Annotated in this window: 14 protein-coding genes and 1 pseudogene; 11 read left to right on the plus strand and 4 right to left on the minus strand. The window is 43.3% G+C overall.

From position 1 onward, the window contains the following. The first annotated feature begins 30 nt into the window (after positions 1–30). The 3 genes from AB6D93_RS06770 (at position 31) to AB6D93_RS06780 (ending at position 2,084) form a co-directional block, all read left to right on the plus strand. Positions 31–876 (plus strand): glycosyltransferase, encoded by an 846-nt coding sequence (locus AB6D93_RS06770; RefSeq protein ID WP_102332626.1) that lies wholly within the window; start codon positions 31–33, stop codon positions 874–876. A 135-nt stretch (positions 877–1,011) separates the two neighbouring features. Beyond that, the gene (locus AB6D93_RS06775; RefSeq protein ID WP_102332627.1) at positions 1,012–1,473 is read left to right on the plus strand and encodes an adenylyltransferase/cytidyltransferase family protein; all 462 of its coding nucleotides are present in this window, start codon (positions 1,012–1,014) and stop codon (positions 1,471–1,473) included. Beyond that, entirely contained in the window at positions 1,470–2,084 is a 615-nt protein-coding gene (locus AB6D93_RS06780; protein WP_102332628.1) for an SDR family oxidoreductase, read from the plus strand. Before AB6D93_RS06775 ends, AB6D93_RS06780 begins: the two co-directional genes overlap by 4 nt. Positions 2,085–2,297: 213 nt before the next feature. Here the strand turns inward: AB6D93_RS06780 and wecA are convergent, their stop codons facing one another. Further along, positions 2,298–3,356 (minus strand): UDP-N-acetylglucosamine--undecaprenyl-phosphate N-acetylglucosaminephosphotransferase, encoded by a 1,059-nt coding sequence (gene wecA, locus AB6D93_RS06785; protein WP_102332629.1) that lies wholly within the window; start codon positions 3,354–3,356, stop codon positions 2,298–2,300. A 459-nt stretch (positions 3,357–3,815) separates the two neighbouring features. Between wecA and AB6D93_RS06790 the strand changes: the two genes are divergently transcribed. The 7 genes from AB6D93_RS06790 (at position 3,816) to AB6D93_RS06820 (ending at position 12,976) form a co-directional block, all read left to right on the plus strand. Next, positions 3,816–4,061, plus strand: coding sequence for a hypothetical protein (locus tag AB6D93_RS06790; RefSeq protein ID WP_102332630.1), 246 nt, complete (start codon positions 3,816–3,818; stop codon positions 4,059–4,061). Between the two features lie 114 nt (positions 4,062–4,175). Next, the gene (locus tag AB6D93_RS06795; RefSeq protein WP_102332631.1) at positions 4,176–4,880 is read left to right on the plus strand and encodes a YjbF family lipoprotein; all 705 of its coding nucleotides are present in this window, start codon (positions 4,176–4,178) and stop codon (positions 4,878–4,880) included. Between the two features lie 84 nt (positions 4,881–4,964). Next, complete coding sequence (locus AB6D93_RS06800; protein ID WP_102332632.1) at positions 4,965–5,846, plus strand: capsule biosynthesis GfcC family protein; 882 nt, start codon at positions 4,965–4,967, stop codon at positions 5,844–5,846. Then, complete coding sequence (locus AB6D93_RS06805) at positions 5,846–8,164, plus strand: YjbH domain-containing protein (protein WP_102332633.1); 2,319 nt, start codon at positions 5,846–5,848, stop codon at positions 8,162–8,164. Before AB6D93_RS06800 ends, AB6D93_RS06805 begins: the two co-directional genes overlap by 1 nt. 717 nt (positions 8,165–8,881) lie before the next feature. Further along, complete coding sequence (locus AB6D93_RS06810) at positions 8,882–10,015, plus strand: polysaccharide export protein (RefSeq protein ID WP_102332634.1); 1,134 nt, start codon at positions 8,882–8,884, stop codon at positions 10,013–10,015. Positions 10,016–10,131: 116 nt separating this feature from the next. After that, entirely contained in the window at positions 10,132–10,572 is a 441-nt protein-coding gene (locus AB6D93_RS06815; RefSeq protein WP_102332635.1) for a low molecular weight protein-tyrosine-phosphatase, read from the plus strand. 232 nt (positions 10,573–10,804) lie between these two features. Continuing rightward, positions 10,805–12,976: a polysaccharide biosynthesis tyrosine autokinase gene (locus AB6D93_RS06820; RefSeq protein ID WP_102332636.1), complete on the plus strand. Its 2,172-nt coding sequence runs from the start codon at positions 10,805–10,807 to the stop codon at positions 12,974–12,976. 112 nt (positions 12,977–13,088) lie between these two features. Here AB6D93_RS06820 and AB6D93_RS06825 read toward each other — a convergent pair whose 3' ends face one another. The 3 genes from AB6D93_RS06825 to AB6D93_RS06835 all read right to left on the minus strand — a co-directional run bounded on the left by AB6D93_RS06825 (position 13,089) and on the right by AB6D93_RS06835 (position 14,551). Next, positions 13,089–13,424, minus strand: coding sequence for a hypothetical protein (locus tag AB6D93_RS06825; RefSeq protein WP_016784030.1), 336 nt, complete (start codon positions 13,422–13,424; stop codon positions 13,089–13,091). A gap of 96 nt (positions 13,425–13,520) precedes the next feature. Further along, the gene (locus AB6D93_RS06830) at positions 13,521–14,126 is read right to left on the minus strand and encodes an N-acetylmuramoyl-L-alanine amidase (RefSeq protein WP_102332637.1); all 606 of its coding nucleotides are present in this window, start codon (positions 14,124–14,126) and stop codon (positions 13,521–13,523) included. Beyond that, a complete protein-coding gene (locus AB6D93_RS06835) occupies positions 14,078–14,551 on the minus strand; it encodes a hypothetical protein (protein WP_102332638.1) in 474 nt (157 codons plus the stop codon). The genes AB6D93_RS06830 and AB6D93_RS06835 overlap by 49 nt, the downstream gene beginning before the upstream one ends. 286 nt (positions 14,552–14,837) lie before the next feature. On the opposite strand from AB6D93_RS06835, the pseudogene AB6D93_RS06840 reads away from it, so the two are divergent. After that, positions 14,838–15,920, plus strand: a pseudogene (locus tag AB6D93_RS06840) (helix-turn-helix domain-containing protein). Positions 15,921–16,066 lie beyond the last annotated feature (146 nt).

The following is a 16,066-nucleotide window of genomic DNA, read 5'->3' on the forward strand; positions in this document are numbered from 1 at the left end:
CATTATCTTTTTTTTACGCAACGCTTTTTTATGCCATTGACCAAGACGTTAACCCCTGTTACACACTCTTCTTCAGTTGCTGTGATCATGTCTGTTTATCGTGGCGATACAGTTGAACTATTTCGACTAGCTGTTGAGAGTATTAAACAGCAAACATACCCTTGTTCCTTATATATATATCGCGATGGTCTTGTTTCTACAGAGTTGCAAGACCAGTTAAACTTATACAAATCAGACCCCACGATTTCCGTGGTAGAATCTCAAGATAGCGAAGGTTTGGCTAATGGTTTAAATGCATTAATAGAAATTACTCTCGCAGGTGAATTCTATTATATTGCTAGAATGGATTCTGATGACATATCACTACCTAATCGTATATCAGAGCAGGTACGTTTTATGGAATCTAATAGGACGATAGACGTCCTTGGTACTGCTTGTGAAGAGTTTGGTGCGAGTTATGCTTTGACTGAAAAGCGGTTACCCATACAACATCATGAATTAGTCGAGTTTAGTATTACTCGTTGTCCCTTTATCCATCCAACAGTTATGTTTAGGAACGTTGTGTTTGAACGTGGTTTTAAGTATCCCGTAGATACGGAGCTTACTGAGGATATGGCGTTATGGTTCATTCTATTAGATCATGGATTCAAGTTTCATAACTTAGATCAGGTATTGTTAAAATATCGTTTGAATGAAAATACTGTTCAACGTAGAAAAGGTTTGAATAAAGCTGTTAGTGAGATTAAATTGCGTTTACGTTATATGATAAAACTCAGAAAATTCTCATTGAAAAATGTAGTGTTGATCTTGTTACGTATAGTTTTCCATTTTCTTCCGATCAGACTTCTCAAGTCTGCATATAAAAATCTACGTTAAAGTATACCTTACTGTGGTGGATTGTAATATAATCTAGGTTGGTACACTTTCTATGGTCTGGGGCTTTACACTGTTGTGTATTATGAAGTTTTCGGATTTGCACTTTTACTAAAAACATGATAGTTACAGGGCTTTATGAATAATAAAATTGTTTATGTATCAGGTACTTTTGATCTTTTTCACAGTAATCACCTCAAAATGATAAAGTATAGCCGCGGATTAGGTGAAACGTTGATTGTAGGCGTGAGTACTGACGAACTGGTGTGCTCTTACAAGAACCCGCCAGCTGTACCTTTTGAAGAGCGAATAGCTATAATAGAAGGTTTAAAGTACCCCGACCTTGTTATTCCCCAGCACACTCTAGAACACAATGAAACGGTAGAGAACCTTAACATAGATATTTTTGTTATAGGTGATGATTGGAAAGGTAAGTATGATTATTTACGTGAGCGTGGTGTACAAGTATTTTACTTACCTTATGGAAAAGGGGTGAGCTCTACTAACCTTAAAGAAAAGATCTACAGTCAATATAAAAAACTGATAAGGCCGGCAGACGACCACCCAATCCCAGAACCTCAAGATGTTGCTAAATTATGAAGTCAATTCTAATAACTGGTGGGAATGGTGATATTGCAAAAAAGCTAGTTAGAGTGCTTTCGGAGGACTACTTAGTTTTTTCCCCCTTACGCTCTGAGCTTGATGTTAGCAATTCTTGTAGTGTTGAAGAGTACTTTAATGGCAAGTCTTTTGATATTGTTATAAATGCAGCAGGAACTCTATATTCATCGTTAGTTGCTGATTCTGAGCCTGAACAATGGATAAACGATATTAACGTGAATCTCATTGGCACTTATCTGGTCTCTCGTTTAGCTGTCCAAAGAAATCGGAATTGCCTAGTTATCAATTTGGCTTCTACAGCTGCCTTCAATCACTACAAAGATTGGACTTCGTATTGTGCTTCGAAAGCTGGAGTCGTCACCTTCTCTAAGGGGATGGCATTAGATGGGTATAATGTAATAATTTTGTGTCCAGGAGCTATTGATACGAAACTGAGAGGTGGTTTGAATATTATAAATAATAATATAATGACGCTCGATGAAGCCGTTGCTCCGGTTCTTGACGCTATCTCTGGGTTGTATCATTCTGGTGATATTGTATTTTATCGTAAAGGGACTATTTCTGTTAATCCTCCGTCTGATATTTGGTAGTCTTTGCTAGCGTTCAGTACCTTTATGACAACTAATTACAGAACTTCTTTTATGGCAGCTAGTTCCTATCTTGAGGAACTAGTAAGCTATTCGCTGAGACTAAATAACGATATTCTCCAACCTAAAATCTGGTTATTATACTCCCTACATACCCAATGCCGACTTCTTAACTTCTTATTCGTAAGCTGCAGCAGAGCGGTATTACCTCTAACTTCATGTCATCACTTTTCTAATATATGCGATAATTTTCCAGATATTACTTAAAATTACTAGATATATAATAAAGCATGCTACGAATGAATAAAGCATAATAAACTCTGGAATTGCTACCATTTCAGCATAAATTCCTATAGCAGCATATGTAGCAGCAATAGTACAAATAACTATAAGAGTTTGAGTTGAGGTTAGTCCTAACCGTTGAAAGATATGATGCAAGTGCTCACGATCAGGTTTAAAAGGAGAGTCTCCTCTTTTTATTCTTCTAATCATTATTGCAGCCATATCCATTAGTGGTACAGCAATAAGCCATAAAGCTGTTACTGGTCTTAGTGGGGGTTTTGTGCCGTTTTGGCTTGATAGTAGTAAAAGCCAAATAACAGTAAAGCCGATGAGCATGCTTCCTGCATCTCCCATAAAAACCTTTCTTTTTCTGCCGAAAGCACCAAGGTTTAACAGGATATAAGGAGTAATCACAACGACAAGTACTAAGCAGATGTAAGCTAGATTATATTGTTTGTCGTAACCTAGCATAATTCCTAACCCGCCAAATGTGACTATTGACAATCCTCCAAGTAGCCCATCTATACCATCTACCATATTAAAGGCGTTAATAGCACCTACAACTGCAAATATTGTAACGAAGTAACCAAACCAGCCCAATGTTACAACTTCACCAGAGCCCAAGATATCGCCAATAGTGTTAAGCTCAATGCCGCCGACAATCATCATAGCTACAGATAAAGAGGCTTGAATAGCAAATCGTAGTTGAAAGCTCAAATCGAATTTATCATCTAGAGCACCAATTCCAACTAATGTTAGAATACATGCAGCATAAAGCTCTGTATTTGGGAGAATGTTCGGGTTGTTAAGAAGAAAATATAAAAGCGAGATGCAAATAGAAATCCCACCAACCAATGGCACAGCTCCGCTATGGAGCTTACGAGTATTAGGTCTATCGACTAAGCCAATTCTCTTGGCGAATTTACGCATAGTAAAAAGGGTTGCAAGAGAAAAGAAAAAGAGAAACAAGAGGTCAAGGGTTGGAGTTAGCACGATTAAACCTAATTATGTATGTTGCTGTTGATTTTAGTTTATTTATTATAGATATAAAAGGCTAATACAAAAGTAACGTGACTCATTTTTGTTAATTTTGGGGCTGGTTGATCAACGATGGGCGGATGTTTTTTTGTTGCTGCTGCTGTTATTCTTTAAACCTAAATACTAATCGAGGAATTCTTGTTAAGTTTTTAACTTTAAAGAGTGTAACCTGGTGTCACTTTCCGCTTTTGTGGTAGTGACTTATGCTCTTTGGCGGTGATGATCATTCCGTAGTTGCTTTTCATGTGATGTAATTTCCTAAATATTGCTTTATAAGGTATTGCTTATGATTTATCCATTTACTTGATTGTGGTTATTATCTATGATGATCAATCAGTTGTTTAAGCTGAGCAACTGATTGAGGGTGTAAAACTTACTCTCTACATATAAACGTTTATATTAATGGAAATCATTATGAAAAAGATGGCTCTAGCAGCTGCATTAGCAGTTAGCTTCTCAGGTGCTGCATTTGCAGCTGAAGAAACAGCAGCGGCGGGTACTGGTTCAGGTACTGGTACAGCAGCAGGCGCTGGTGCATCTGCAGCAGCAGCTGGCACAGCAACAACCGTTGCAGTTGCGACAGCAGCAGTAGCAGCAGCGGCAGCAGTAGCCGTTGCTTCTAACGAAAGCGGCGCAACAACAACAACTACTACTAACTAATTTATTGTTAGAGTATGTTCAAAACCATTTTATGTGAAAGCATAAAGTGGTTTTTTTATATCAGATTTTCATATTGGACATCAGCAACAAGATTGCTAGGAAGCAGAACTCATCATGCTTAAACCTCTAATCATATCTCTTGGTCTTTTTCTTGCTGGTTGTTCTCAGCAGTTTCAAGACGTTAACTCTACTTTTGATGAAGCCTTTTTTGGAAGCTCTGATGTTGAGCTGTCGAAGGAATACATTCAAAACTTACCTTATTCGAGCATTTATGCAGAAGTGAATGACCAAGGTAAAATCTTCATGGTCTTAGCGTACGTCGGTGAAAACCCGCAAACGGGCGCAGAACAGTTAAAGTGGATGTCTTCTGACAAAGCGATGATCGTCACTGAAAATGGACGTGTCGTACAAACGTTATTGCTTCCTTACGAAAACCTTTCTGGTTTGGCATTCCAACCGTTGAATGCATTCTCTTCTGCAAACAATTCGTCAGCCGATTCTTCTTCTGCGTTTGATGTGTCTGCCAACCCCGGAGCTCAAAAATGGCAAGCGGTTTACGACTGGCAACCTAACTATCGATTCGGCTATAAAGCGAACATCACCCGAACGTATGTGGGAAATGACACGGTTGAAACTCCGTTAGCGTCTATCGATACCAAGAAATTCCAAGAAAAAATTCAATTCCCAATATTAGAACAAGACATCACCAACGAATATTGGGTCGACAGCGAAGGCAAAGTGGTAAAAACCATACAGTATTTAGGCCCTGATATGACAAGGCTTGAGTTAACCGTCCTTAAGCATTATCAAAGCAATTAACGAACAGGGTAATGAACTAAAATGATGAATTATATGAGTCATACATCAAAAATGACGGGGCGTCGGTTGCCATTGGTGAGAACTATGTTAACGATGAGAGCTCTGTTAATGATGAGCGCTTTGTTTGCTTTGAGCTCCGCTTCTGCGGCTTCTGATCTTGTTACGCCTGCTTCTCTTTATAAGCCTGACAGCGCTTCTTCAGTTAAAACAACAATCGAGCTTCCTCTTCAAGGTGTGACGCTTGAGTATCAAACTAACGTTCGACTGCTTCGTGTATTAGACGACGCAAACGCGAATGCGAGCTCTAACGCTAACGGTACTATTGGTTACTTCCCCCTTTCAGCTCAACTGTTTGATATAACCAATACTGAAGCGACTGCAGTTACTGGATTTAAAGAAGCTAACCAAGCTATCGAAGCCAAAAAGCGCAATGTATTTAACCAGCTTGAAGCTTTCGCAGTAGAAGAGCCAGAAGCAAATTTAGTGCGCCAACAATTAGCCTCTTTCCAATATCTCAATCGAGTTTTTATTGAGTTAGACCGTAATGCCGTTATCTCGCAATCAGATAAGAATCCACTGCTTGTTTCAAGTTCTCATACTAACAAGCCGTCAGACAGTCAAACTCAAGCCTTTTCTCTGTACTTACCACAACGACCAACGTCAATTCAGTTGATGGGTGCAATGAAAGAGTCGGTAACAATGAATCTGATTGAGCATGGCACGTTGAATGATTATCTTGATGCATTACCGAACGGCTTTATTGGTGAATCTGCAGATAAAAGTGTGGCGTATGTTGTTCAGCCAGATGGCGTGGTGCAAACCATTCAATATGCGTACTGGAACGAACAGCCGGTTTACTTAGCACCAGGTGCCATCGTATTTATGGCGTTCTACTCTTTGCCATCGGAATACTCAACGTTGAACCAAGATATTGTCGATTTGCTACGTCATAAGGTTGGCCTGTAATGCTGAAACAGAAATCATTCCCTCTATCGGCAGTGTGCACATCGGTTACCTGCGCCTTGTTAATGGCCAGTAGTGGCCTTGTATTTGCAGATACGGTTATTGCAGCCCCGGTTTTTACAGACACGGCTCGTGCAGAAACAACCATTGATTCCTCTTCGATTCGAGCAGAAAAATCACCATTCGACGACACAGAATACAGAACGTCGCAAATGAACTTTGGTGGTGTTGGCTTAATGCAAATGCCTACCGCGCGCATGGCTCCAGAGGGTGAATTCAACCTTAGTGCATCGTTCAATAACGAGTATTATTTTTATAACGTTAGCCTGCAATTGATGCCTTGGTTAGAAACCACCATTCGTTACACACAAACACAAGATGTACTTTATAGCGGGGATAATGCTGGGGACCCTAATTGCTCTGCTGATAATTTTAGTGGTTGTAACACGCACGCTGACAAAGGCATCGATTTTAAAGTTCGCTTAATCGAAGAAGGCTACTATTTGCCAGAGTTTTCTGTCGGAGTACGTGACTTCGGTGGAACAGGATTATTTGATGGCGAATTTGTCGCGGCGAGTAAACGATTTGGCCCGCTTGATGTCACGTTAGGCATGGGCTGGGGCTACATGGGCACCAGTGGTAATTTCACCAATCCGTTCTGTAAAGCCAGTGATAAATTTTGCGAGCGTGAGTCAGATACAAAAGGTAGAGGTGGTATGGTCGATTTTGAGCGCTGGTTCAAAGGCGATGCGGCAATCTATGGTGGTTTAGAATATCAAACGCCTTATAAGCCATTAACGCTTAAGCTTGAATATGACAGCAATGACTATTCACAAGATTATCCCGTAACGAATGGTGCTGCGGTTATGACGCAGCATACCCCTTGGAATGTGGGCGCAGTGTATCGTTTTACTGATTGGGCAACGGCAAAAGTCAGTTATGAGCGTGGTGATACTTTAACCCTTGGCTTCGATCTTTCTACCAACTTCAATGAAATGTATTCTGTGTGGCGAGATACCGAAACAGCAGAATTGCGCCCAAGTGGTGTCGATACGGTTGACGATATTGATATGGCGGCCCTTGCAGAAGAACTTGAAACGATCGCGGGCTATGAACAAGCGCAAATCTTGGTCGACGATAATAGTATTGTGGTAAAGGGTACTCAGGTTAAATACCGAGACAGAGATATCGCCCTTGAGCGCGGTGCGACCGTGATTGCCAACGCGGTCCCGAGTTACATAGACACCTACAAAATCATTGAAAACGACAAATCGTTGGAACTCACCGAGACAACGGTAGATGCCCAAGCGTTCAAAGCGGCAGCTAACAATAGTTATCTCAATGCTCAAACCAGTGATGCAACCGATACTCACGAATTAGAGCGTAAGAAATCCGTTATTTATCATGATGGGCGTGAACGATTCGACGTGTCGATTTCACCAAACCTAGCGCAATCGTTCGGTTCGGCTGAAAACTTCTACTTATACAGTTTAGGCTTATACACCAATGCGTCATTCTGGGCGTTAAACAATGTTGAACTGTCGGGTTCGCTTTACGTTAACTTAGTCGATAACTACGACAAGTTTAATTACGAAATCCCATCAGACGGCACTGACCAAACGCCAAGAGTAAGAACCTTATTCCGCTCTTATGTTGATGATCCGGTTCGTTTAGACCGTTTACAACTGACGTGGTTTGAAGACTACGGCAGCGGTGTCTACACACAAGCTTACGGCGGTTACCTAGAGAGCATGTTCGCGGGTGTGGGTGGCGAAATCCTGTATCGTCCATTCAACCAAAACTGGGCGATTGGCGCAGACATGACAGCAATAAGCCAGCGCGATCCAGAAAGCTGGTTTGGCACGTTTGATGAAGAGATCCAAGTTAACCCAGACGACAGCAGCCGAACGTACAAAGTGATCGACAAAGGCACGACGGGCTTTATTACTGGTTACTACACCCCACAATGGGATTTCTTGAGCGATACCTTGCTTAAAGTGGGTGTGGGTAAATTTCTTGCGGGTGATGTCGGGACTCGTGTCGATTTCTCTAAGCAATTCAAGAGTGGCGTTATTGCCGGTGCGTTTGTCAGCTTAACCGACATGACAACGGAAGAGTACGGTGAAGGCAGCTATACCAAAGGCTTCTATGTATCGATTCCGTTTGATCTTGTTACCGTGAAACCAAGCTCAAGCCGCGCTGGTTTTACCTGGTTACCGATCACGCGTGACGGCGGCCAAGTGCTGAACAAGCAGTACAACTTGTTCGATCAAACCGATGCGCGCTCACCTTGGTTCCAAAGGCCGAGTAGCGTTAAGTAGATCGAAAGCAGATGCGGGTGACGAGTAAGCGGGATACGAAGAGCGGGGAAAGAGCAGTCTCGAATAATCGAATAACGAATAGCTTAAGATATCGTGATATTCATTGGGTCTAGCTTTTGGTTCTCCCCCTTGAACGCCGTTCGTTTTTGATCGGTGATGTTCATCAAAGGGGGAGTTAGAGGGGGATATTAATCTATGTGTTACCAACCCCTCCCAGCCTCCCCTTATGTTGGTATTTTCTGCCAAGCAACAGTTGTGATAAAGGGGAGGAGCTAAAAGCATCCCGACACGGCTTTAGGCTCTTCGTTTACTCGTATCTCGCTACTCTCATCTGCTCTTTAGCTCTTCGCCACTCGTTCACTCGCATCCCGTATCTGCTCTTTAACCATTCAACTAGGTTGATAATAAACACAAATTGTGGATAATGCATACGCAATAAAATAACCGGGTGAAAGTCCGATCTTTGGCTCGGTTTATGACAAAAAACCTCTATCTCAATTCCAGATAGATAGAGGCAGATTAACTACGCAGTGTGATGTCGCGGAATATCAAAGGGCGGTAGCGTTCCTATCTTTGATATTAAGTGGGAGCGATATCACAGTAATAGCCCTCCTTAACTCTATTAAATACTGCGTAGCTGATAAAATTGTTTGTTCTAACTTCTTTGGGTGTCCTTTGGGATATCACGACACATTCCGTTTCTATGACTTGGTAAACATGAAGATTAATAAAAATCGCCTCATTTTAGCGCTCCTGCCAGCATTATTAGCAGGCTGTACCACTCCAGGGACCCACCTTTCCACTGACAATAAGAATGTGATTCAGCCTTCAGAAGAACAGCAAGAATCTGATATCTCTGATGTGGTTAATGTGTATCCGCTGACGGCACAGCTAGTATCGACTTATCAAACGGGTACATTGTCGGTTTCACAAGCCAACCCTGAGCTTGACGTAGACATCGCAAAGTATGAATACAAAGTTGGCGTCGGTGATATCTTAAATATCACGATCTGGGATCACCCTGAACTGACGATTCCTGCCGGTTCTTACCGTAGCAGCACAGAAGCGGGTAACTGGGTTCATGCAGACGGCACCATCTTCTACCCGTACATTGGTACAGTAGACGTTGCAGGAAAAACGGTTCGTGAAATTCGTTCTGATATAGCAGAACGTTTGGCGAAATACATCGAAAGCCCGCAAGTTGATGTAAACGTCGCGGCTTTCCGATCTAAGAAAACCTACATTACGGGTGAGGTGTCGAAACCTGGCCAGCAAGCAATCACCAACATCCCCTTAACGTTATTGGATGCCGTGAACCGTTCTGGCGGTTTATCTGAAGATGCCGACTGGCGTAATGTTTCACTAACACGTAATGGCGTGGAAGAAAGCCTGTCTTTGTACGGCTTGATGCAACGTGGTGACCTAACGCAAAACCGCTTACTGCAAGCGGGTGATATTGTTCACGTGCCGCGTAACGATAACCAAAAAGTATTCGTGATGGGTGAAGTGAATGACCCGCAACTGTTGAAGATCGACCGTGTAGGCATGAGCTTAACGGAAGCTCTCAGCAACGTTGGTGGCATTAACCAATTAACGGCAGACGCCACGGGCGTATTTGTGATTCGCACTTCGGATGATAAATCAGAACGCATGGCAGACATCTACCAGCTGAATATGGAAGATACCTCTGCATTGGTGATTGGCACTGAGTTTGATCTAAAACCTTACGACATTGTTTATGTCACGGCAGCACCAATCACCCGCTGGAACCGTGTGATAGGACAGTTGCTTCCGACCATTTCTGGATTTAACAACCTAACTGAAGGCATGTTGCGCGTTCGTAATTGGTAATAAGCCCTGGTTTGTAATAAACCCTAATTAATCATCAGGTTGCATTGTACGTGTAACCTGATTTTTACATCTAAAAGTAAACCCAGCTTATAGGCCCAATACAATTAGAGACCATTATGTTTAATAAAATTTTAGTCGTCTGCGTGGGCAATATTTGCCGTTCCCCGACGGGAGAGCGCGTTCTTCAAAAACTGCTCCCCAACAAAGAAGTGGCCTCTGCCGGTATTGCTGCCGAGAAAAGTCGTTTAATTGGTAAGCCAGCAGACGATACCGCGATTTTAATCGCCGCAGAAAACGGGGTCGATGTTGAAAATCATCAGTCTCAACAAGTGACACCACAGCTTTGTGCCCAGTATGACTTGATCTTGGTGATGGAGAAGGGCCATATGGAGGCGCTCACTCAAATATCACCTGAAGCGCGTGGTAAAACCATGCTGTTTGGTCAGTGGATTGGTCAAAAAGACATTCCTGACCCGCACCGCCAAAGCCGCGAAGCGTTTGAATACGCTTACCAGTTGATTGACGAAGCCGCACAAGCTTGGGCGAAAAAGCTCTAGAGAAGAAGTTAAGCGTTAACTAAAGCTCGTTAAGCTTTCTATATAGCCAGTTAAGCTTTGGATATAGCCAAAAGCTCTAGATGGCTCATTAAGTTTTTAGGTATGCCCAGTTAGGCTTTAGAGATACCCAGTAAAGCTATACACACAGCCATTAATCGAATCATATAAAAGAGAAGCCAATAAGCCGTACTTAACTTCTCTTCAAAATACTAGTTTAGGAAGTCGTAATCTGATGACAACACAACCATCTCAGCAATCACACACAGATAACTCTGATGAGATAGACTTAGGGAAACTGCTTGGTATCTTATTAGATGCTAAATGGTTAATCATGCTGACCACATTTGTTTTTGCTGTGCTTGGTATTGCGTTTGCTTTGCTTTCAACGCCGATATACAAAGCCGATGCCCTGATTCAAATTGAAGAGAAAAGCTCTGGTGGCATCTCTTCTATGGTCGGTGATATGGGAGAACTGTTCTCTCAAGAATCTTCTGCCACAACAGAAGTGGAGATCATCAAATCTCGTATGATCTTGGGTGAAACGGTTGATAAGTTTAACTTAACGACTGTGACTTCACCCAACTATGCACCCATCGTAGGTAAAGGCTTTGCCCGCTTAACTGGCGACATCAACCACATCGCAGTAAGCCGTTTTACTTTGCCAAGCTACGCGAACAGTTACGCGCACACCATTCAGATTGTTGATGCGGAGCAGGGTACTTACCAATTGGTTCGTGACGATGAGCGCGTTATCTTGCAAGGCAAGGTGGGTGAGCTAGCCACCGCTGACGATTACAGTTTGTTTGTGGCGGGTTTTGAATCACACAACGATTTTGAATTCTCTATTGCGAAACAAAGCCGACTAGAAGCAATCGAATGGTTGAAAGCTTCTTTGTCTCTGTCTGAGCAAGGCAAGCAAACCGGTATTTTGAAGCTAAGCTTTGAAGGTGAAGACAAACAACAGATTTCTGAAATTCTTAATCATATTAGCCAGATCTACTTCTTACAAAACGTGAAGCGTAATTCAGCAGAAGCAGAGAAGAGCCTCGAGTTCCTAGAAAGCCACCTTCCGGGCATTAAATCTGAGCTAACCGGCTATGAAGACGTACTGAACAATTATCGCCAGAAGAACGAATCGATCGACTTGGGCTTAGAGGCACAATCAACCTTGAAGGTAATGGTAGAGCTTGAAGCGCAATTAAATGAGCTGACGTTTAAAGAGAGTGAAATCAGCCAGCGCTTCACTAAAGATCACCCTGCATATAAAGCCCTGCTTGATAAGCGTAAAACGCTATTGGGTGAGAGAGAGCGCTTAAACAAACAAGTGCAAAAACTACCGAAAACACAACGTGAAGTACTGCGTATGACACGTGATGTTGAAGTAAACCAACAAATCTACATCCAGTTATTAAACAAGGTTCAAGAGCTAAGCATTATTAAAGCCGGTACGGTCGGTAACGTTCGTATCTTAGATGACGCTCAAGCTTATGCTCGCGCCGTTAAACCTAAGAAGCCGCTGATTGTTGTGTTAGCAACGCTATTGGGTAGCATGCTAAGTGTCGCGTTTGTGTTAGTAAAAGCAGCGTTCCACCGTGGTGTGGAAAGCCCAGACCAAATTGAACAAATCGGCCTGCCTGTTTACGCAGCGGTACCAAAATCTGATTTACAGATTGAACTAACCAACCGCTTTAAATCGAAGAAACAGCAGACCAAGGGGACTCAAGCACTACTTGCTGAATCGAACCCGGCGGATCTTTCAGTTGAAGCGCTGCGTGGCCTTCGTACCAGCTTGCACTTCGCAATGCTAGAAGCGAAAAATAACATCTTGATGATTTCTGGCCCTGCGCCAGGCATTGGTAAATCATTCATCTCGACTAACTTTGCCGCAGTAGCCGCAAAAACAGGCCAGAAAGTATTGTTGATTGATGCCGATATGCGTAAAGGTTACCTACAACAAAGCTTTGGTTTGAAATGGGAAAACGGCCTTTCTGATGTATTGAGCAGCAAGCAAGAATTCGCTCAATCAGTTAAAACGACCCCAGTAGAAAACCTAGAAATCATTACCCGCGGGCAAGTACCACCCAACCCATCTGAGCTGCTAATGCACCCGCGCTTTGCAGAACTTATGGAATGGGCATCAAAAGAATATGATTTGGTGATTGTCGATACTCCACCTGTACTGGCGGTAACCGACCCAAGCATTGTCGGTGCCTTCGCTGGTACTACACTAATGGTTGCGCGCTACGGCCAAAACACCATTAAAGAGATCGATGTGGCTCGCCACCGTTTCGAACAATCGGGTATCGAAGTGAAAGGCGTTATCTTCAATGCCATCGAGAAGAAAGCATCAAGCTCGTATGGCTACGGTTACTACAACTACACGTATTCGAGCGACAAGAAATAACTAAAAGCAGTAACGAGATTCGAGTGGCGAGATACGAAAAGCGCCACTCGAATCTGCTCCTCATCTCTTCATCTCTTCGTTACTAGTATACCCGCTACCCGCATCTGCTCTTCTACTTCTTTACCACCCCTCCCGTTAAATACAATCCAATCGCCGCTAACACCGGATAGCCAAACGCTTCATTGGTCATTTCCCCCAACGGTTTCCAATCGTAACCGTGCATACAACCCAGAATTACCATCACATGCAATGCCACATAAGGAATAGTGAACAACAACACAATGTAGCGCTGTACTAACTTAAAAGGTTCATACGCTTTAAGCAGTGCCAGTTTGTGCTTCGCTTTTTCTTCATCAGTAAAAAACATCGCATCTCCTGTGTTGGTGAGTGCATCTAACCCCTTGTTAATAGAAGACTGGCTCCCGAATATTCTTCCGAACAATGTCATACAACTCCTTGGTTTATTGATGGTTATATAGCGCCTTTCTCGTCACTCCCGCTCTTAAGCCTTTCGAATCTCGCTACCCGTTACTCGCATCTGCTCTTAAGCTCTTAAAGCCAAAACCGGACACGCCTTATTTACGCCCCAATCTTTATGCCCTTTAACATTCTCATCTGAAATCAAGAACTGCTCTTGTAACGCTGCCGTCAAACCAAACAGTGCCTTACGCTGCGCAAGTGTGAAGTTATCTTCTGGTTGCAGCTCGGCATTACAGCCGCCGACCAAACAAACCCCAATATTGCCCTTGTTGTGTCCTTTCACATGCGCGCCGGTTTGCGACAGCGGCCTGCCAAGTTCGACATCCCCGTTGCGACGAATAACAAAGTGATAGCCCACGTCGCGCCAGCCTTTCTTTTTATGCCATTTGCGAATCTCGGCTACGTCTACATCTTGCTGTGGTGGCGTGGCGCTGCAATGCACCGTAATAAAGGAATATGGCGGGCTATGAGGTAAGCGGAGTAAAACCGAAACCAGGCTGAATGAATAGGATGCTGAAGGTAAACAAGGCTCTAACGAAGGGATAAGCTCCATCTTGCTAGCCTGCTCTTCCGAATCAATTCGTTCTTTGGTGTCAGCCCGCTCTTGTAAAACAGACGCTTCTAACGGCTGATTTGGAACTCGATCAGTTGCTGGTGGAGTGTTTGACAAAATAAATCCTCGTGTTGTTGTAAATAGGCGATTAAAGACGTTGATAGCGATTCTTTTAAATCAGGGTGCAATGCGATGTGTTGTCGCAGACTGGTGGCTACGGTTTTTTCATAGCCGGGGTGGTGGCTGACATAACGCAGATACATCACGTAATAACCCAGAGGCTGCTTACGCCGTGCTCGGCTGATCATCCAACAAATATCGTCATAGCTGGGGGTGTCACCGCATTCATCCTCATTAAAATAACAACCTTCTAAATGGCTTTCTTTATAACCGTTAACTTCATAGCTCAGTACTTGGCCAGACCCATCACTATCACTAAAAAGTAACGGCTGGCGTGACTGAATGAGGGAGTTAGCGTGGCACTCGATGCTCGCCATTCCGGGTTGATACGCTGAAATAAAAAGAGAAACTATCGCCTTCATTAAGCACCTTATTGCTGCATGGGGAGGGCAATGTACTTCAACATTCTTGATTGGGTTTGGCGGGAATAACACGAAAACAGAGGAACGCAAAAAAGTGAGAGGTGCTTCGAAAAGCCATTGCTTAATAAGGTTGATGTTGGATATCTATCCGAGGCGATTAACCAAACATCTTTTCTTACAACTTATCTCATGGGCCTTTCGCCCATAAAGCGCCAAAAAGTGTTGTTAATGCTCTGTATATCAATGGATTTCTATACGAATGACTAATTAACAAGGAGCGTTAACCATGTGTGTTTCTCTAATTCTTTCTTTCATCCCATTAAAAACTGGCTCGCCAATAAGCAAGTTAGTGCTATTGAAATTAGCCGATAACGCAGACGCGCGCGGCGTGTGTTTTCCTTCCCTCAATTACTTGGCGCAATATTGTGAAGTGTCGGTAAGAACCGTTAAACGACACGTTAACGAGCTCGAAAAACAAGGGTTTGTGAAGCGGATAAAGCGGTTTGATGATTCAGGACGCCAGCGCAGCAACATATATCAGCTGCGCCTTCCCAGCGACAGCCACATTCAACAGATCGATCTAGACCAAGCGAATCAAGAGAACACGAATGTAGAACAAACAGGTTTACCGTCAGCTTCGTCGGAATATCCACAGAAGACAGAACATGCGAAGAAAACCGACCATTCAGACACTCCCCTGGGTGACTCAAGATCCACCACGGAGAGTGATCATCCGGCACACATAATCTTTCATAAAGAACATAAAACAGAGTTGAGCTTGAAAAACGGCAGCTTGGATGACACCGATGTACTTGATCCCCCAAGCGGTTCTGAACAACATGAGACCTCGACACCTAAAACCAACGTCACAAACCCCATAAGCCAACAGAATGAAGCCGTGATTCACCTGCTCACCAAAGAGGGCAGCGCGCCGATTTATCATGAGTTCTACAAAATCTTAGAGCGAACCTACCCAAAGTTAGATGTGCTGCAAGAACTGCATGCTATGCAAGCCTGGCTGTACATCAACCCCGATAAGCGCAAACCCTTTGAGCACATTGGCCACTTTGTGAATGGCTGGCTAAGAAGAAGCGCCTAAGCCAAAGCGAAGCGAGACTCATCGCCAGTCTTTAAGCAGGCTAGAGCGGCTAAGCAAACAAAAGCGGCTAAACCAGCAAGGGCTTCTGCTTCTACATCGACCAAGGAAGCTAAAACCCAACCGGCAGCCAAGCCCATGGTTCACAAACAACCCACGCCCGTCTCTCAGGCCCTAGCGGACTACCAAGCCAAAAGCACCACCAATCCGTTCGAAGCACGTATCAAGGCCCTAGTTCAATCCAAATCGCCCTGCACGGATTCTAAAAAGTGACCATTCGATTATTCACAGACGAAGCGCTTGTTCACACAGCCAAAGCTATTAAAAAAATAGCTTAGAAAACCAAGATCTTAGGAAACCAAAAGGCTAGGGCAGACCAAGCGCGAATACAGACAAAAAACGTCAAGAAACAAAAGTAG

It is taken from the genome of Vibrio sp. 10N.247.310.23 (assembly GCF_041467155.1).
GTDB lineage: Bacteria > Pseudomonadota > Gammaproteobacteria > Enterobacterales > Vibrionaceae > Vibrio > Vibrio crassostreae_C.